Source organism: Desulfuromonas acetoxidans DSM 684, from assembly GCF_000167355.1.
Lineage (GTDB): Bacteria > Desulfobacterota > Desulfuromonadia > Desulfuromonadales > Desulfuromonadaceae > Desulfuromonas > Desulfuromonas acetoxidans.
In genome coordinates this window covers 121,272-139,355 of sequence record NZ_AAEW02000005.1, presented here as the reverse complement: position 1 = coordinate 139,355, position 18,084 = coordinate 121,272, and the positions used below count along the sequence as shown (strand labels likewise).

The following is an 18,084-nucleotide window of genomic DNA, read 5'->3' as shown; positions in this document are numbered from 1 at the left end:
CGTTGCCGTTCCCTGTTTTGTGGTAAAGTGGGTGATATGCCCCACTTTGTTGACGCTTTTATGCGTTAAATGCCTCTCGGATTGTGATGTTGGTGCTCCCTCAAGGCACTGAGTTTGTTCGGTGAAAAAGTCACGACAGACACCATCATTTTCAGATGTAAAAAAGCCTAGTTGAGGCCTCTGTTGTCATCCTTCAGATCCTCGATTGAAGGATTCTTCATCGAAGTCTCAATATGGTTGGCTTTTTGCAAACACCAGTAGCGTCATTTGTCGTTCATGAGAAATTGCAACAATGAAACCAAATTTTTTCACGCGGTCGGATTCGGCAAATGACAAGGAAAATTTTAGGTGCCTGGTCGAACAGGTGGTGTGTTGACTGGTTGATTTTGATCTTTACTGACGGTATTGCCCCAAGACGTATGAACCGGGCGGGAGGTTGTCTGTCCCATGAATAGTGAGCGAATTCTTGTTGTTGATGATGAAAAACTGATTAACTGGTCACTGGTTGAAATGCTTGAAGATGCCGGCTATATGGTTGATTCGGCAACGACTGGTGCTGAGGCGCGCAGTAAGTTTGCCTCTTTTCAGCCAGAAATGATTTTGCTGGACATCGCTTTACCTGACGCTAACGGCATGGAACTGTTGCAGGAATTCAAAGAGCAGGATGAGCAGGTCATGATCATTATGATCACTGCCAACGCCGATCTCGATTCCACGGTCAAGTCCTTGAAACTTGGTGCCGATGAATATATCGGTAAGCCTTTTAATCTTGATGTGATTGAACACCGCGTCCGTCAGATTCTCGACAAGCGCCGCCTGAAAAAACAAACCACAACCACCAAGCGGATTTTGCGGCGTCAGAACGATTTTGACCAACTGGTCGGCTCATCGGCCAAGATGATTGAAGTGTTCAAGATGACCAAGATCTGTGCGGAAAGTGATTGTAAAACCATTCTGATTCTTGGCGAAAGCGGTACGGGAAAGGAGCTGGTCGCTCGGGCTATTCATATGCACAGCTCGCGTGCGGATGCGCCGTTTATTGATGTCAACTGCGCAGCCATTCCCGACAATTTGCTCGAAAACGAACTGTTTGGACATGAAAAAGGGGCGTTTACCGATGCTTCCCAGCGTGAAGAGGGGATCTTTGAATGCGCGGATGGCGGTACCGTTTTCCTCGATGAAATTGGCGACATGCCTCTGGCTATGCAAACCAAGATTCTCAAGGTGATTGAGACACGGCGCTACCGGCGGGTTGGCGGTCGCAGTAATCTCGAAGCGAACGTGCGGATTGTCACAGCGACCAATCAGGACCTTCCCGCTCTGGTGGAGCAAGGGTTATTCCGTGGTGATCTGTACTATCGCCTTAATGTGATGTGTATCCATTTGCCACCATTACGTGAGCGTATCGATTGTATCCCCAGCCTGGTTGAATATTTTATCGGTCGGCTTAACGCTGAATACGGAAAGAAAGTGCAGGGATTGGAAAAGGAAACCATGGCCTATTTAAAGCAGTATGACTGGCCGGGCAATGTGCGTGATTGCGTAATACTATTGAGCGGATTATGATGCTGGACCCGGCACCTTTACTGACGCCAACTTTTTTACCGCGTGAAATCCGCCACCCCAACCACGATTTGATTACCGATCAGCCCGTGGACAGCGATACGTTGGTTTCGACAGATAGCTCCGGCATGGGGATTACCCTGCCACCCAACGGTATTACGCTGGACGAAGTTGAGAAAATGCTGATTCAACAGGCGTTGCTGCGTTATGACGGTAACCAGACCAAAGCAGCCAATTGTTTGGGCATGAGCCGTGACACCATCCGCTACCGGATGAAAAAGTTTGGTTTGAATTAACGAATGATATCAGTCAACGATTGATAGGTATAACGCACAAAGGGGAAGGCAGATGCCTTCCCCTTTGTGCGTTTGATGTCTTTTAATGCTTAGAATAGACGATAGTTACTGTTGTAGCTGCTGTGAAAATGGCAGCCGGTGCAGTTGTTGACCTGAGGCCCCTTGCCGCTTTCATGACAGTCTGTACAAGCATAGCCGTCATTGGCCTGGTGGTGGAACGCGCGAAGGTCTGCCGTTGCTGCATGGCAACTGCTGCACAGATCTCCCCAATACGTGGTGCCCACGGGCAGAGACACCGCATTGTTATTGACAATGGGACGAATTAAAAAGATGTTGGGTGATCCATGAGCTTCGTGACAATCGGTACAAGCCAGGATATAGCTTCCCTGGTTGCTGTCGATAAAAGGAGTACGGCATTCGGTTTTGGCCGGTAGATCGATCGCACTGCCTTTGCCGTGAATTTCAGTGCCCCAGTCGAATTGATACAAAGGACGTCCGAGCGTCGTACTGTAGATGGACGTGGTTTTGTTGTGGCAATCGGTACAAAAGGTATTGACGTCGGTCAGGTTGGAACCGTCATCTGTGGTGTTGTTTTCCGGCTCATGGTTCGAGGTTGAACCGTAGTAATACGGTGCTTGGTAGATCCCTGTTGCGGCATAGGTCGACATCTTTTCCGAGCTGTCGTCTCCCCAGACGCCCCACCCGGAAAGCGGCGTGTGCTGACTGGGGCGTGATAACGGATAGCCGCGACTGTCGACGGTTTTGCGGCCAGTATCCGAGTTGGCTGGATCTCCTTGGACCGCATGGGGGTTGTGGCACCCCTCACAAGGGTGGGAGGCGCTGGTGTATCCCCATGGTAAGCCAACGGCTGCAGATGAGAGCAGAGTTTTTATATCGTCAAGATTATGGGTTGAGGCGATGTCCACAGAATCGAGATCAAAAATATCCTTGATGGAACTGGCAAAATCGGTCGTCAGGCCACCAGCACGGTAGCTGTAGCTGTGATTGACAATTGCTGAGTTGGCGACACCGATCGTTCCATCATGACACTCGACACAGAAATTATCGGTTGCTGAGGTGTAGGCCGAAGTGAACAGAGCGTGCTTTGTCGGCGAGTCATCAATAACCGGTGAGGGTTCATTGCCGTCAATGGATGCGTGCTGTTCATGACAGTGGGCGCAGTTGCCTATAGCGTATGGGCCGTCGAGGCGGTCTACGCCATACGATGCATTGCCATGGGCAGAATTGAGATAATCACCAGCCACCACCGGGCTAGTGGTGATCAGCAACAGCATCAGAACAATGAACGATGTGAGCGGACCTGGGCGCATCGTTTTCCTCCGAAGGGTTAAAGCAGAAACACAGCTAATCTGTAGTGATATTGCACAAACTTTGCCAGATTTCAGAGGAATGGTGCTGCGTTCAGAGCTTTGTCAGACCGACCAACTTGAATTGGTCATCAAATTCAATCATAAACCGGCCGTGGATTCCTGAATGGGTGAGGAATTTACGAAAGTTGCTGGCGGGAAGTTTGAGCATCTGACCGTTGTCGGCCTGAATGCGAATCCAGGTGGCTGAACCCTGATAGTAACGCAGAAAATCGTCAGCGGAAATGTTGAGTGAAAAGGTGGTTCGTGTCATAAATCGGGCCCTCCTGAGACGGAAAACCGTGATCCACAGAGGCTGTGGATAACTTCTGGAAAACTACCTGAATAAAAAGCTAAACTCCCCGTTTTACGAAGGAATTGACGGATTGCATAAAAAATAGGCAGATAGAAAAGATCTAATAATTACAAAAGGTTATAGTCTGGAAAAACATTTAAACAGCCATAATGTTGTCGTTTGTATACAATTGTATCTTTTCAGTGTTTTAACTGTTCAAGACCCTGTTCAATTGAAATTTTCGGTTGAAAACCCAACTCTTTTTTAGCGGCATCCATGGAAAACCAGTGTGCTGTTGATAATTCCTTAGCCACAAAGCGGGTCATCGGCGGTTCCTTTTTCAATTGTAGCATTCGAAAAATTGTTTCACAGAGTCCGCCAAGGATATAAGCCAACTGTCGTGGCACGGTTTTACATACCGGAGCAATGCCTTGCGTTGCTAGAATACCATTGACAATATCCCACAAGTAACGGGGGTCATCCTGGGAAATAAAATAGCATTTTCCACTGATGGGGCTACCGATGGCAATTTTTTCACCGGCAAGCAGGTGTGCATCAGCGGCATTATCCACATAAATGCAGTCAACCAAGTGATCCTGTCTGCCGATACGGCGCAGTTTGCCTTGTCGACCACCTTCAATAATGCGTGGCGTAAGATGGTTGTCACCGGGACCCCAGATCAGGTGAGGTCGCAGCGAGACTGTGGCCAGGGTGTCATCGTTAGCAGCGATAACCTTTTGTTCGGCCAAGGCCTTGGTTTGTGGATAGGCGGTTTCATAATGCTCAGGGTAGGGCTGTGATTCATCAACGCCTTCCATTGATTCGCCATTGAAGATAACACTGGGTGAGCTGGTGTAGACCAGTTTACTGACGCCACAGTCACGACAAGCACGGATGACATTTTCCGTCCCCACCACATTGGCTTGGTAGTAGTCGGCGTAATCTCCCCAGATACCGGCTTTTGCCGCAACATGGTAGACAAGATCACAACCGCTGACCGCGTTTTTAAGCGCGTTCACATCGGTCAAGTCGCCGCTGAATTGCTGGATATCCATCTGCTCAAGGTGAGAATAATGGCGACGCGAATAGCTGCGCACCTGATGCCCCTGTTGGCGGAGCTTGCGAGCGATGGCCGTGCCGAGAAAACCACCGCCTCCGGTCACGAGAACGATCATGACACCTCCTTGGCCGCCCACACCGCCAGTTTTTCGCGGAAAATCTTGGCGTTATGCCGGATGTCCACCGGAAAACGGGGGTGAAACAGAATCGTGTCGATGGCCTGGGTATGAGGGTAGTTGTTCTGAATATCGCGTAATTGCTGACGAATGGAGTCGTGACGCTCTTTACCGATGCCCGGATTCAGCTCGACGCACAACACTGCCCGTTGATTGGGGCGGCTGCCGAGACCGACCAGTGCCGTACGAAACACATCGCCATGGGTGTTGAACACCGCTTCGCAGGGGATGCTGAACAGGGTTTCGCCATTGTGTTCAACACGATGATCCTTACGACCGCAGAACCAGATGCGACCCTGGTCATCACGATAACCGACATCGCCCATGCGGTGGTAGAAGCTGCCATCCTCCACAAAGATCTTGGAGCGTTTATTGGATTGTTCACGGTTGAAATAGCCGCTGGTTACCTGGGGACCGCGTACACAGATTTCGCCGATAACGCCATCCGCGACGGTCAGATCCTCTGTCCAATGTTCAATGGGCTCATCATCAATGGCAATGATCTGCACATCGATAATGGCTTGTCCGACGCAGGTTCCCTTGCCCTGATCCGACAGATAACGGGTTTCTCCCAGCAACGTGGTGCTGTCAATTGAACAGACCGGCAGTGATTCGGTGGCTCCGTAAGGGGTGTAGATTTTTGCTTCGGGCGCCATCATTGAAGTGAACTGCTCAAGCACTGTTGCCGGCACCGGCGCTCCGGCGGAAATCACCCGGTTAAGGGTCGGCAACTGTTTGTGCTGGAGCAGACCCTGTTGAGCGACACGTCGCAGCAGGGCCGGAGAGCCGAACATATTGGTGACGCCGAAGTTATCAATAGCTTCAAAAATGCGTTGCGGATTGACCTGGGCCGGACGGGTGGCATCCATGTCGGGAATCACTGCCGTCATGCCAAGAGCCGGAGCAAACAAAGCAAACAGCGGAAAGGTACACAGGTCGATCTCGCCCGGTTCAATGGCATACAGCTGTTTGAGGGCGGCAATCTGGGCATTGAAGTTGGTATGGGTGTAGATCGCCCCTTTGGGGGGACCGGTGCTGCCACTGGTGAACAGGATCGCCGCCGTTTCATTATTCTGCGGTTGGTGTGCGGTAAACGGTGCCGCCTCGGCAACTCTCTGTACTAACGTGCGCAATGTCGGCACTGTCGAGCGCAGGGAAACGCCGGTGGTGATGGACAGACGTAGAGAGTTTTTCCCCCAGCCGAGCAGCAGGCGCGCCACATGCGCTTTATCGATGCCGATGAATACGTCCGGTTGCACCTCTTCCAGGCACTGCTTGATGTTTTTAACACCCATGCCCGGATCGATAAGCACTGGAATAGCACCCAATTTGAACAGGGCAAAGGTCAGCGAGAAAAAATTCAGGCTCGGTTTCACCATCAGGACCGTGCGGTCACCACAGCGAACACCGTATTGGCTCAAAGCACAGGCAATGCGGTTGCTTTGTTGTTCGAGTTGTTGATAGGTGAGGTGGGTATAGCTGACGTGACCATCACGATCTCGCCCCTCAGGAAAAATAACCGCCGCCGTATAAGGCTGTTGTTCGGCACGACGAGTCAGATGAATGGCAAGGTTTTCGGTCAGGTCACAATCCATCATGGTTTCTTATGTCACTTTGTTTCCTGAATGAATCGGCAGATCAATGGGATCAGTTCGTCGCCGACATCTTCAAGGATGTAATGGCCGCCACGTGGCCAGGTATGATATTGGGCGTTGGGAAACCGTTTTTGCCACTCAGCAAGAAAATGGTGGTCAAAAACGAAGTCTTTTTCACCCCAACCTATAAACATGGGTTTGTCCACCAGCAGGTGGAGATTGTCCGCAACCCGACTAACTTCAGCATAGGCGCGATCTGACGGATCAAGGGGAATATCCTGAACAAAGCGCAAAGTGGCAATGCGATTGTTCCAGGTATTGTACGGGGCCATATAAGCGGCACGCAGGGCCGGGGGCATGGGATTGATCTTGCAGCCGACCCAGGCCGCCCCACGGCTGAAGGCGTTGAACCCGCGCACCAGAAACGCGCCAAGTTTGCTGTCGCGACACAGTTTCAGTGCTTTTGGCAGCGGTTTGGATGGTGGCAGGTGAAAGGCTCCGGTGTTGAGCACGACGCAGCGCTTGATCCGCTCTGGGTAGCGGGTGGCATAGGCCATGCCAATCATGCCGCCCCAATCGTGAACCACCAGGGTAATATTTTCTTTGATCTGCAGATGGTCCAACAGGGTTTCGAGATCGGCGATACGCTGTTCGAGGGTGTAACGGTAGCGGGAATCATCCGGTTTGTCCGACAGTCCACAGCCGATGTGGTCGGGAACAATGACCCGATGACTGGCGGACAGTGCAACAGCCAAGTGGCGGTAATAGTAACACCAGCTCGGATTACCATGCACCATGACCACAGGATCTCCCTGACCTTTATCCAGATAGTGATAACGCAGGTTGTTGGCCAGGGTCAGCGTGTTTCCTTGAAAGGGCAGCAGTCGTTTCACCATTGTACTCCCAACATCATGCAGTTCAGACCACTGCCGATTCCCAGCAGGGCAGTTCGGTCGCCGGCTTTGAGGATACCGCGCTCAGCGGCAATGGCCGCAGTAATCGGTAGCGATACGGTGCCGATATTGCCGAGAAACTCAAACGTAGTGAAGTCTTTACGCGCATCGATATCCAACGTCTTAAGAATGGTGGTCTGATGGGCTGACCCGACCTGGTGACAGATGACACGATCAATGTCGGTTTCGCTCCAGTCCATGGTCGGCAAAAACTTCTTCCAGGTGTCGAGGCCCAATTGCACACCGTTATTCATAACGGCCACGGCATCAGTGTTCATGAATTGGCGCAGTTGGTCCTGAGCGGTTTCCTCAACACCCCAGCGGCACAGTTGGTGGTGTTGGGGGGCTGCCAACGCGACGCCGCCAAGTAATTTGTGAGATTGTGCGCTGTTGAACGAACCATCGGTCAGCAGTACGGCCACAGCTCCGGAGCCGCCGGTCAGGGTAGCGACAGAGCGGGAGAACAGAGCCATATCCTGTTCTTTAAGCATACGGCGAATGGTGACTTCGTTAAGTTCGCGGGCACTTTCACAGGAGACCACCATCCCGGCACGAATCTGGCCAAGTTCAATGCGGTTTGCCATATCGAGGATGCCGTTGAGAACACCAAGGCAGGCATTGCTGGTGTCGTAAATCAGGGCTTCGCCACCAATACCCAGGCCATCGGCCACCCGGCAGGCGGTCGCCGGTTCAAACAATTCGCGGCACACACCGGCATAGGTGATGGCGCCGATCGCCTCAGCCGGGACATCTGCTGCGGTGAGTGCTTTGTGTCCGGCAGCAATCGCACCTTGTGACAGCGGGGTGTTCGGTTGCCACCAGCGCCGCTCGCGAATGCCGGTGAGGGCCTGGAGCTGCCCAAGAGGCATATGCAGCGCCTCATACAACGGTGCCAGACGATGTTCAAGCTCCTGTGAGGAGACGACTACCGGCGGAAGTTCGTAATTGATAGCGTTAATATAAACGTTTTGGTAGTTCATAACCGTTTTGCGTGTTGTGTTGCTCGAATTATTGAAAATTACTGGCAGGTCTGTGCAGAAGCCTGGCTCAGTGCATATTGCTGGAGGATCAACCGGCCTTGAGAGTTCAGCCATTTTACGCCGATGGCGTAAATACGTTGATCGGTGAGGCGCTGGTAAAAACTTTTATGTACGGTAGCGACGCGTCGGGCCTGTTCCGGTGTCCACTGATGCGACGGATTCAGGTGCAGATTGTGGAGCAACTCCTGATCTCCCATGTCATCGGGCAGTGTCAGGATGTAGTCCATCGCCCAGTCCAACATGGTTGGCCGACCAGGGGTGCGATGGTGAATGTCCTGACCGCTTTTCAATGCCGCCACTGACAGATTACGATCACGAATAACGACATGCGCCAGCAGGAAAACCGCCTGCTGATCCCGGGTTGTCAGCATGAGAAACCTTCCGTGCTTTGGATTGAAATGAATACACAGCGCTGTCGAACACATTTTGTCAACAGCCTGTGGAACGGGTCGCGCTGCATATTGTCAGAAAGCGCCCCGGTGTGCAAGGAAATTGCATTGCTCAACCGTAGACAATTTGCTAGTGTCCGGTTTTGTTGTGTCATCGTCCAATGTGTTGATGTGCAACGGGTTTTGGGTTTCATGATTTTGAAGGTCTTGTGTCGAATGATAAAGGAGGACGCTGATGCAATGGTTTGCCTATCTGATCTGGAGTGCCGTGATCCTATGCCTCTTGGGTGGGATTGTCAGTTATATCGCAGGACGACGTCGCGCGCATTTGCCTGATGCTCCGGCTCCAGGCTGTTGCGGAGGTGATCAAAGTATGGAACTGCCACCATCACTGGATGCCGCTCGCTGGCAACAGCTCGTCAGCCGTTGTGGACTGAATGCACAGGGACTGGCAGAGACAGCAGAGCAACAGATGGCTGTTGGCGTTGATCTCCTTGGCGCTGATCCCTCTTGGTTGCAGGGCAAGGATGCGGCCATGTATCCCTGCCTGACGTTTCATAACAATATTGCCGCTGCAGCGGATTTCATTGAACAGCATTGGAATTCTGAGCGCCCTTTGCGCCTGTATGCAGTGAAACCGGAAGGTGTCCCTCTTGATGAAAGCGTATATGAGGCCAGTGTTGTGTTGTGCTTTGTTCAGCCGGTGACGGTCGCCGATCAACAAGGGTGGCGCTATTTCCCCATCAATGTTTACTGGGAGTGGGGTTATCCGCCAGAACAGATGCAATGCCGACAGGTGCTTTATCTGGCTCGTTGTGCCGGTTGTGAGGTGGTCGGAGTTGAGACAGATATGGATGACATTTACGAATTGCTTGAAGGGATTGCCGTGCCGGACTGCATTGACCCCACAGCTGAAGGTGTCTGGCCGGCATCAGACTATGCACTGCCCGGTCAGGAGGTTATGGGCCTGACTGACTGTCACTTGCGAGTCGAACAACTGCTTGAACTGGTCACGTCCAAAGGCTGGAACACGATCAAACCTGGAACGAAATGACGGTTGGAGAAGTATAACGATCAGCGGTTCTGAACCATGTAGCTCAGTTCCCGGTCAATCTCTTCCGGATTTCCGGTATTGAGTTCCAGCAGGCGACGCAGGTGGGTGATGCTGTCGCTGTCCATGCCTGTGAAGGTCATACCCATCGCTGTTCCCTCGGCGTGAGCCACCTGCGCATCAAAATCAAGAACAATGCTGCTGTCGGCCAAACGTAACGACAGGTGGCATGCGGACCCGGTCAGATCGTTTGCAACAGGCTGAGCCAGTTCTATTAATGCTCCTTTGAGGGAGATATCGTGCAGAGTGACTTCCCGCGACTGATCGGCATATTGCAGGTGGGCCTGCTCAACGAAATTGACACGAGCATAGTGACGTTTTTCATTCATGTGACATTCCTTCTTCAAGCAAGGGGGATTTTTAATAATAGTAGCGGAACCCATCCTGGTTGTCCACGTTGAGAGAAAAAATCGCGCACAGGCTGGGGCAGGGAGTGGGTGATTGTGTGAAAAGCCTTCTTACGTTACCGTCAATGTGTCCTTTGAACATAAAAAAAACATTCGTCGTTTTTTTGTCTTGACCTGACCGACAATGTTCATTATTATCAGCGCGTTTTCAGGGAGATCACTTCTCCACAAGCTACTGAAAATTTCGGGTTTTCCCGATGTTACATATATGCGCTCATCGTCTAGCCTGGTCCAGGACACCGCCCTTTCACGGCGGCGACAGGGGTTCGAATCCCCTTGGGCGTACCATCCACATCCCGTTATGGGACGAAAAGCGGAGCAACCATTGTTGCTCCGCTTTTTTTTGTTCCCATCTCTCGACACGCGTCTTTTCCGTAAGCGAGTAACCTTCTGTCGTTCCGTTTTTCCAGGAACGGACAAATAGCACCGGTGCCAACGATGTCCTCTGCTCCTTGCGCCGAGGAGCAAAGTACGTTAGGCTTAAACTAAACATTTGTTCAGGGTGCGATAAATGAAACTTTCTGCAAAGCAACGTATTGAACAGACGGCACTGAAACTCTTCGCCGATAAGGGCTTTAAGGCCACGACGATTCGCGACATCTGCGCCAAGTCCGGTGTCAGTGTTGCCCTGGTTCATTACCACTACAAAAACAAAAACGGTCTGTATGAAGCCCTCCTTGATCAGGTGATTGGTGACGCTTTTGACCGCTACCCCATGACCGACTACCTGACGCCGGGCATGTCCGCTGAACAGCGCTTGCGCCAGATAATTCGCCTGTTACTGCATCGTCTGATTGGTGGTGACGGCCTCGGACGTGATCGTTCGCGGGTGCGACTGATGGCGCGGGAGTTAACCGCACCGTCACCGGCCTTTGAAAAACTGTTTCAACGCCATATTCAACCGATGATTTTGACCATGGTCGATGTGGTGCGCGAATTTGTCGGGCCACGGGAACCGGCGGAACTGATCCGAATAGCCACCAGTGTTGCCGGACAATGCCTGTATCCGTTTATCGCCCATGAAGTCATGAGTCGTTCAGGTTTTACGCTCGGCAAAGATCGTGAAGAGATTGAACGTCATGCTCAACATATATACCAATTTTCCCTGCATGGTCTGTGTGGCCTGAAAGAGGAGGGGTTATGAAAAAATTACTCCTGTTGCCGCTGATTCTTGTGATCGGTGCTGCTGTGGGTTTTGTCATCGTCAACAGTCGCGATACGGTTCCTCAGGACCGTGTCCTTGTTTCCGGGATGATCGAGACCACGGAGGTTGATTTGTCGTTTAAGATTTCCGGTCGTCTCAGCGAGCTGCATGTTGATGAAGGCGACCAGATCAAACAGGGGCAACAACTCGCAGTGCTTGAGGACAGTGATGAAACTCTGGCGGTCGCTGTGGCCGAAGCGCAACGCGATTATCAGCAAACTGTGCTCAACGAAGTGCTGGCCGGCAGTCGCACCCAACAGATTCGCGAAGCTCAGGCCGCCATAAATGAAGCGCGAGCTGCAGAGCAGGCCAGTCAGGCCGAACTCGAACAGGCGCAACTCGATGAACAGCGTTTCTCCCAACTCTATGAAGAAGGTGGCACCAGCCGCCGCACTCTGGAGCTGTACCAGACCGCCTTGAAAACTGCACAACAGCATGTAAAACAGGCGCGGGCGGCTGTTGGCCAGGCTAGGGAACGGTTAAGTCTGGCGGTCGAAGGCTCGCGCAATGAGGCGATCTTGTCTGCTCAGGCCCAAGTGAAAGTGGCTGAGCAGACAACCGCGCAGGCGCGCCAGCAACTGACCTATACCCATCTTAACGCACCGCTTGATGGCACCATTCTTACTCGGCCGGCCGAAGTGGGGGAATACGTTCAACCGGGCAGTGTCATTTTTACCGCAGCCGTTCTCGATGAGGTGTGGGCGCGGGTGTATGTCAGTGAAACAGATCTTGGCCGCATTCAGCTTGGCCAGAAAGCGGTGATTCGCAGTGACAGTTGGCCTGAGCGTGATTTCAACGGTGTGGTCACCTATATCTCTGACGAAGCGGAGTTCACTCCCAAGTCGGTGCAAACCTACCGTGAGCGGATCAATTTTATGTACCGCGTTAAAATCACCTTGGCAAATCCGCAGCACGAACTGAAACCGGGGATGCCTGTTGAAGGGCAGATCCTCCTGGAGTCGCCATGAGTGACGCGTGGGCTGTTGAAGCCCGTGGACTGAAAAAAGCGTTTGGTCCGCTTGTTGCCGTCCAGTCACTGGCTCTTCAGGTGGGGCACGGCACCATCTATGGTCTGATCGGTCCGGACGGCGCAGGTAAGACGACAACATTGCGTATGCTCAGCGGCCTGTTGCGACCGGATAGCGGCGAAGCGTTTATCAGCGGGTTTTCGTCAACCTCACAGCAGGAGCAGGTCAAAGATCGCATGGCTTATATGAGTCAGCGTTTTGCCCTTTATCCCGATCTGACGGTTGATGAAAACATCCGCTTTTATGCCGATCTTTACGGCATGAGTGGCGCGGAACGCCGCGAGCGCACCGAACTGCTGCTTGATTTCAGCACCATGCGCCCGTTCCGTCAGCGGCGTGCCGGTCAACTGTCCGGTGGCATGAAACAAAAACTCCAGCTGATCTGTGCCCTGATTCATAAACCCCAGGTGTTGTTGCTTGATGAACCAACTAACGGCGTCGATCCGGTCAGTCGTCGCGACTTCTGGCGCATCCTCTATGAACTGGTTGGCGAAGGCATGACCATCATTGTCAGTACCGCCTATCTCGATGAAGCCGAGCGTTGTGAACGGGTCGGTCTGTTGCATCAGGGACAGTTGATCCGCGAAGGAACGCCCGCACAGGTGGTCGAAGAGAGCGGGCTGCATATTGTTTCGGTATCGTGTTCGCGCTGTATTGAGTCGGCACGGATTCTCAAGCAGCATCTTGATTCCGACCAGATACATCTCTACGGCGACCGGGTCAGGGTGCGTTGTGACGACTCGCAAGCCATGATGATTCAACTGCGTCGCTGGTTACCGGATGCCAGCGATATTGTTCAGGAGCGTGCCCAGCTCGAAGATATATTTATGACCCTACAACCTGCGGACAGCGAGAAAGATGCCTTGCTCAGTCAGGTGGCTCAGGGGATCGACAGCCCGCAAGGCAGTGCTGTAATTACGGAGGATCTGACACGAACCTTTGGCAGTTTTACCGCCGTCGACAAAATTACTCTGGATGTGCCGTACGGTGAGATCTTTGGCTTTCTGGGGCCGAACGGGGCCGGCAAAAGTACGACCATCCGCATGTTATGCGGGCTGTTGACGCCGAGTGCCGGGCGCGGTCAGGTGGCTGGTTTTGATGTCCAGCGTCAGGGCGAGCGAATTAAAACCCGCATTGGCTACATGAGCCAGAAGTTCTCGCTCTATGAAGATTTGCGGGTGGTGGAAAATATTGACTTTTACGGCGGTATCTATGGCCTGTCCGGCACCCATCTGGCCAAGCGACGTGATTGGGCGCTGCAATTGTCCGGACTTGAACAACGCCGCTCTGAACCGACTGCGGATCTTGCCGGTGGCTGGCGGCAACGGTTGGCGTTGGCCTGCGCCATCCTCCATGCACCGTCCATCGTGTTTCTCGATGAGCCGACCAGTGGTGCGGACCCGGCCAGTCGTCGTTTATTTTGGGAGATTATCAACGAGCTGGCCGATCACGGCGTGACCGTGTTTGTCAGCACCCATTACATGGAAGAGGCTGAGTATTGCGACCGTTTGGCCTTGATCTATCGCGGCGCGATGATCGCTTCCGGATCTGCGGCGCAATTAAAGAGTCAGCATCATGATGGCCTGTTGTTTCAGGTTGCTGTAGAGCGACCCCAGCAATGGCTGGATGCGGTTGCCGACCTTGATCAGATCACGGATGTGGCGCTGTTTGGGGCGGGATTGCATGTGACGGTGCGTGATGCACAGCAAGGACAGAGGCAAATGGAAGCGTTCTTCCGTCAACAGCAGGTGGCCGCACAGGTCTCTGTGACAGAGCCGAGTATGGAAGATGTTTTTATCCGATTAATTGAACAGGCGCGTAGCGATGATTAACCTGCAGCGACTTAAGGCCGTGGTGGTCAAAGAATTTATCCATATTCTGCGCGATTGGCGCAGCCTGGCGTTGGCTGTTGCCATCCCGGTGCTGCTGCTGGCGTTGTTTGCCTACGCGCTGAATATGGACCTCAAGCAGGTGCCGACGGCTGTGATTGATCGCTCCATGTCGCCACAAAGTCGTGATCTGATCAGTCAATTTGACGGTTCAAGCTATTTTTCTATTGAGCACTCGTTGCAAACGCTCGACGAAGTTCAGAGCGCCATGCGCCAGCGCCGCATTCTGGTGGCGTTGCTCATCGAGCGTGATTTTGCCCGCCATATTGAACAAGGAAAGACCGCTCAGGTGCAACTGATTGTCGACGGCAGTGATGCCAACATCGGTCGATTGGCTCTTGGTTACGCCCAGGCGTTGGGCTGGCTGTACAGTCAGCAGGTCCTGGTCGAGCGCAGTCGTCATCTTGGCAGCGAAATCCAGGTGGGGCAGGTTGAAGGTCATATGCGCGCCTGGTACAACCAAGGCCTGGTCAGCACCTACAATATCGTTCCCGGCATTATTGCCATTGTTATGGTGGTGATCGCATCCATGCTGGCCAGTGTTACTGTGGCCCGTGAATGGGAGACCGGTACGATGGAGCAACTGATCAGTACGCCGATTCGTCGTCTGGAGTTGACTCTGGGCAAGGCGATACCGCTCTACTTTATCGGTATCGTCGATGTGCTGATCGCCGCCGGTCTCGGTCAATGGCTGTTTGATGTGCCGTTGCGTGGCGAACCGGCGCTGGTGTTACTGGTGGCGTCGGTGTTCCTCGTCGGCGTGCTGTTTTACGGACTGGTGTTGAGCATTGTGCTGAAAAAACAGGTGGTCGCCAATCAAATCGCTCTGATTACCGGCTTTTTACCAACGCTGGTACTGAGTGGTTTTGTTTTCACGATCGCCAATATGCCGCTGCCGATCCGCATTTTGAGCCATATTTTTCCAGCTCGTTACTTTATTGCCATGCTGCGCAGTATTTATCTCAAAGGGGTGGGGCTGGAGATGATGGTGAGCAATTTTATGCTGTTGACCCTGTATGCCGCCGTGATGGTGTTTATTGCCAATCGGGCGCTGAAACTGAGGTTGAACTGACATGATTCTCAAACTCAAAGCCATGCTGGTCAAAGAGCTCAAGCAGATGCTGCGTGATCCGAAAATGCGCATTATTGTGTTCGGCTTCCCCTTGGTGCAACTGCTGGTGTTCTCCTTTGCCCTGACTCTGGATGTTAAAAACATCGATCTGGTCATTGTCGATGACGACCGGTCCGTGGTCACCCGCGAGATCACCGATGATTTTATCGCCTCCGGCTATTTTAAGGTGTATGGCATGGTGGATTCATTGGCCCAGGCTCGCCAGTTGTTGGACCGTGGTGATGTGCGGGGCATTCTGATGTTTGCCGCCGGAACCGCTCGCGATCTGGAATCGGGAAAAACGGTGGCCGTCCAGTTGATCGCCGACGGCACCATGAGCAACGACTCCGGTATTATGTTTAACTACGCCAGCAGCGTGCTGCAGCGCTACAATCGCGCTCTAACCGCCCATATTGAGCCCGCTGTTGAATTGGTGCCGCGCAATCTGTTCAACGTCAATCTCGACAGCCGCAACTTTTATGTGCCGGGGCTGATCACGCTGATGATTCTTGTGACCAGCACCTTGCTGACCAGTATTGCCATTGTCCGTGAAAAAGAGATTGGTACCATTGAGCAGGTGATGGTTACGCCCATTGGCCGTTTTGAGTTCATTATCGGCAAGACCCTGCCGTTTTTTCTGACCGGCTATCTAACCACGACCATGATGTTTGTGCTGGCGCGGGTGGTGTTCGGCATCACCGTCAAAGGGAGTGTGGTTGTGCTGATCTTTGTCGTCGGCCTGAATATCCTCTCCTACCTGGGGCTGGCCTTATTGATCAGTACCATCTCCCATACCCAGCAGCAGGCGCTGTTGACAGCGTTCTTCATCATGATGCCTTGTGCTTTGCTCAGTGGTTATCTTTTTCCGGTCAACAACATGCCACAGGCCGTCCAGTATCTGACCCATCTCAATCCGATGCGTTGGGGGTTTGAAGCGATTACCGGCGTGGTGATCAAAGGAGCCGGGCTGGTGGATTTGTGGCAACAGATCATGTGGGAGATGGTTCACGCCGTGGGCTTTTTGACGATTGCTGCAGTCAAGTTCCGCAAGACCTTATAGCGCTACACTTTCTTGACTTTTCCCTTCAATCGCGACCTGCTGGGGTGCAAGCCCGCATTACGTGGGATCAGACGATTTAAGGAGGGTCTTCGCTGGAGCAATTAAAAGTGGCGAAGTTCAAAAAAAGGATTACTCTTCCGGCATATTGTTTCGGTACCAGACAATCGTGTTTTTGAGAACATCCTTGTACAGACGGATTTCACTCATCTCAATCCCGCCCGCTTGAGAGGAAATTTGCAATTGCTGAATGCTCTCCGGCAGCCCGCCGTACTGTTCCTGACAATAGGCATTGATGATGGTGTTCATGCGCCACAGAAAGCCATCGTGTCCCTCAATGGCCTGAATTCGCTGTAGAATATCGTAGGTGACGCGGGTTTCAATTTCTCTTTGATAACGTAAGGCGTAAAAGATAACCATCAGACCGGTGAGCAGAATCATGGTTACGGGAATGGAACCGATACTGGGAACATCCGGCAGAATTTCAGCAACAAACAACAGAATACCAACCATAAAAAAACAGGCCCCAATGCCAAGTGCTGAATAGGTATGATGCGAACGATGTTTGAGCAATGAGTCGTAATCGATATCATGAAGGTTGATGTGTTGGGCACGTTCGATATATTGTTGTTCGGTGCGGTTAAGGTTGAGCATGGGTCTCCTGCGTGGTGCGCTGGGTCCTGAGGCTTGGCCTCATGTGTTATGTAATGAAAACGAGGTGAACAAAATGGCAGTGTATTCCATCGTGGGCGCGATCGCCCTGATCGTTGTGATTTTTTTTGTGTCGGTTTTGACTCCCCTGGCCTGGTATCAATACCTTCCTTTTATCGCGCTGTTTATTCTGGCGTATTTTTGGGAAAAGATCATCAAGATTTTCAGGGGTTCCAATGCGGGGAAGGGGCGTTCCGTTCGAAAAGGGAAAGCACGTAAACGAACATCGTTGCATCAGGGAAAACGGATTTGACGTGGAACAGATGGCACTAAAACGCCGGCAGAATGACTCTGCCGGCGTTTTGACTATGGCGTGTTGATCTATTCGCGGTTGTGACACTCACGACATTTGGTTGGTCCGGCACCATTGTCGGCATGACAGCCGCGGCAGGTGGCGTGAAACTCTTTTTTGCTTTTGGCGATTTTTCCTGGTGGGTTGCTGGTGTGACAGGTGTCACAGCTCATCATCTCTACATGACTACGGTGGTCAAAGAGAACCGGGCCGAACGTACATTGTAGCTCCACGGAGACAATCGATGTGGTCGGTTGCTCTGCTGTCGGCTTTTCCACTTCAGATTGTTTGAACTCTGCGACAGAGCAGTCGGAAGAGGGCATTGGTTTGACCTGCTCGACTGATTCTTCAGCAACTGTTTCCGGTTCAGCGGCGACAACTTGCGGTTCCTCGACCGGCTGCGGGGCTTCCTGGATGGCTTTGCTCAAGGAGGCCGCGTGCTGTGTCGGTGCTTCATCCGAACTGCAGGCGGTCATTGACAACAGCAAAACCGTCATAATGATCATCCATCGAACCATAATACTCCTCCTGTGTTGTTCTC

At 52.4% G+C, this 18,084-nt stretch carries 19 protein-coding genes and 1 tRNA gene; 10 read left to right on the top strand and 10 right to left on the bottom strand.

Translation table 11 applies throughout. The features are described from left to right. The first annotated feature begins 447 nt into the window (after positions 1 to 447). Together DACE_RS05335 and DACE_RS18645 are read left to right on the top strand one after the other, a co-directional pair. Positions 448 to 1,566: a sigma-54-dependent transcriptional regulator gene (locus tag DACE_RS05335; protein ID WP_005999021.1), complete on the top strand. Its 1,119-nt coding sequence runs from the start codon at positions 448 to 450 to the stop codon at positions 1,564 to 1,566. Then, on the top strand, positions 1,563 to 1,859 hold the full coding sequence (locus DACE_RS18645; protein WP_005999019.1) for a helix-turn-helix domain-containing protein: 297 nt from the start codon (positions 1,563 to 1,565) through the stop codon (positions 1,857 to 1,859). Before DACE_RS05335 ends, DACE_RS18645 begins: the two co-directional genes overlap by 4 nt. Before the next feature lie 89 nt (positions 1,860 to 1,948). On the opposite strand, the gene DACE_RS05330 is transcribed toward DACE_RS18645, so the two are convergent. From DACE_RS05330 to DACE_RS05300, 7 genes are all read right to left on the bottom strand, one after another. Continuing rightward, positions 1,949 to 3,190 carry a cytochrome c3 family protein gene (locus tag DACE_RS05330; RefSeq protein WP_005999017.1) on the bottom strand — a complete coding sequence of 414 codons (1,242 nt, stop codon included), beginning with the start codon at positions 3,188 to 3,190 and terminating at the stop codon, positions 1,949 to 1,951. 91 nt (positions 3,191 to 3,281) lie between these two features. After that, the gene (locus DACE_RS05325) at positions 3,282 to 3,500 is read right to left on the bottom strand and encodes a DUF2835 domain-containing protein (protein ID WP_005999014.1); all 219 of its coding nucleotides are present in this window, start codon (positions 3,498 to 3,500) and stop codon (positions 3,282 to 3,284) included. A 221-nt stretch (positions 3,501 to 3,721) separates the two neighbouring features. Then, positions 3,722 to 4,696 (bottom strand): NAD-dependent epimerase/dehydratase family protein, encoded by a 975-nt coding sequence (locus DACE_RS05320; protein WP_005999012.1) that lies wholly within the window; start codon positions 4,694 to 4,696, stop codon positions 3,722 to 3,724. Beyond that, on the bottom strand, positions 4,693 to 6,354 hold the full coding sequence (locus DACE_RS05315; protein ID WP_005999009.1) for a fatty acid CoA ligase family protein: 1,662 nt from the start codon (positions 6,352 to 6,354) through the stop codon (positions 4,693 to 4,695). The genes DACE_RS05320 and DACE_RS05315 overlap by 4 nt, the downstream gene beginning before the upstream one ends. A gap of 11 nt (positions 6,355 to 6,365) precedes the next feature. Further along, positions 6,366 to 7,247, bottom strand: a complete 882-nt coding sequence (locus DACE_RS05310) for an alpha/beta fold hydrolase (protein ID WP_005999007.1) — start codon at positions 7,245 to 7,247, stop codon at positions 6,366 to 6,368. Next, on the bottom strand, positions 7,241 to 8,284 hold the full coding sequence (locus DACE_RS05305) for a 3-oxoacyl-ACP synthase III (RefSeq protein ID WP_005999005.1): 1,044 nt from the start codon (positions 8,282 to 8,284) through the stop codon (positions 7,241 to 7,243). The genes DACE_RS05310 and DACE_RS05305 overlap by 7 nt, the downstream gene beginning before the upstream one ends. 38 nt (positions 8,285 to 8,322) lie before the next feature. Next, the gene (locus tag DACE_RS05300; protein ID WP_005999003.1) at positions 8,323 to 8,715 is read right to left on the bottom strand and encodes a hypothetical protein; all 393 of its coding nucleotides are present in this window, start codon (positions 8,713 to 8,715) and stop codon (positions 8,323 to 8,325) included. 253 nt (positions 8,716 to 8,968) lie between these two features. Between DACE_RS05300 and DACE_RS05295 the strand changes: the two genes are divergently transcribed. Next, complete coding sequence (locus DACE_RS05295) at positions 8,969 to 9,787, top strand: hypothetical protein (RefSeq protein WP_005999001.1); 819 nt, start codon at positions 8,969 to 8,971, stop codon at positions 9,785 to 9,787. Positions 9,788 to 9,807: 20 nt separating this feature from the next. On the opposite strand, the gene DACE_RS05290 is transcribed toward DACE_RS05295, so the two are convergent. Next, a complete protein-coding gene (locus DACE_RS05290; RefSeq protein WP_005998999.1) occupies positions 9,808 to 10,173 on the bottom strand; it encodes a PilZ domain-containing protein in 366 nt (121 codons plus the stop codon). 288 nt (positions 10,174 to 10,461) lie between these two features. On the opposite strand from DACE_RS05290, the gene DACE_RS05285 reads away from it, so the two are divergent. The 6 genes from DACE_RS05285 to DACE_RS05260 all read left to right on the top strand — a co-directional run bounded on the left by DACE_RS05285 (position 10,462) and on the right by DACE_RS05260 (position 16,543). Then, positions 10,462 to 10,539 (top strand) — tRNA-Glu (locus DACE_RS05285). A gap of 223 nt (positions 10,540 to 10,762) precedes the next feature. Further along, positions 10,763 to 11,395: a TetR/AcrR family transcriptional regulator gene (locus DACE_RS05280; RefSeq protein ID WP_005998997.1), complete on the top strand. Its 633-nt coding sequence runs from the start codon at positions 10,763 to 10,765 to the stop codon at positions 11,393 to 11,395. Beyond that, complete coding sequence (locus tag DACE_RS05275; RefSeq protein WP_005998995.1) at positions 11,392 to 12,423, top strand: beta-barrel domain-containing protein; 1,032 nt, start codon at positions 11,392 to 11,394, stop codon at positions 12,421 to 12,423. The genes DACE_RS05280 and DACE_RS05275 overlap by 4 nt, the downstream gene beginning before the upstream one ends. Then, positions 12,420 to 14,315 (top strand): ATP-binding cassette domain-containing protein, encoded by a 1,896-nt coding sequence (locus tag DACE_RS18885; RefSeq protein WP_005998993.1) that lies wholly within the window; start codon positions 12,420 to 12,422, stop codon positions 14,313 to 14,315. Before DACE_RS05275 ends, DACE_RS18885 begins: the two co-directional genes overlap by 4 nt. Beyond that, positions 14,308 to 15,444 carry an ABC transporter permease gene (locus DACE_RS05265; protein ID WP_005998992.1) on the top strand — a complete coding sequence of 379 codons (1,137 nt, stop codon included), beginning with the start codon at positions 14,308 to 14,310 and terminating at the stop codon, positions 15,442 to 15,444. The genes DACE_RS18885 and DACE_RS05265 overlap by 8 nt, the downstream gene beginning before the upstream one ends. Position 15,445: 1 nt before the next feature. Continuing rightward, entirely contained in the window at positions 15,446 to 16,543 is a 1,098-nt protein-coding gene (locus DACE_RS05260; RefSeq protein ID WP_005998990.1) for an ABC transporter permease, read from the top strand. A 129-nt stretch (positions 16,544 to 16,672) separates the two neighbouring features. Here DACE_RS05260 and DACE_RS05255 read toward each other — a convergent pair whose 3' ends face one another. Next, on the bottom strand, positions 16,673 to 17,194 hold the full coding sequence (locus tag DACE_RS05255) for a hypothetical protein (RefSeq protein ID WP_005998988.1): 522 nt from the start codon (positions 17,192 to 17,194) through the stop codon (positions 16,673 to 16,675). On the opposite strand from DACE_RS05255, the gene DACE_RS05250 reads away from it, so the two are divergent. Further along, complete coding sequence (locus DACE_RS05250) at positions 17,193 to 17,504, top strand: hypothetical protein (RefSeq protein ID WP_040366274.1); 312 nt, start codon at positions 17,193 to 17,195, stop codon at positions 17,502 to 17,504. The two genes, DACE_RS05255 and DACE_RS05250, sit on opposite strands and share 2 nt — an antisense overlap. Positions 17,505 to 17,572: 68 nt before the next feature. Here DACE_RS05250 and DACE_RS17100 read toward each other — a convergent pair whose 3' ends face one another. Then, the gene (locus DACE_RS17100) at positions 17,573 to 18,061 is read right to left on the bottom strand and encodes a cytochrome c3 family protein (protein WP_005998986.1); all 489 of its coding nucleotides are present in this window, start codon (positions 18,059 to 18,061) and stop codon (positions 17,573 to 17,575) included. Between the last annotated feature and the right edge of the window lie 23 nt (positions 18,062 to 18,084).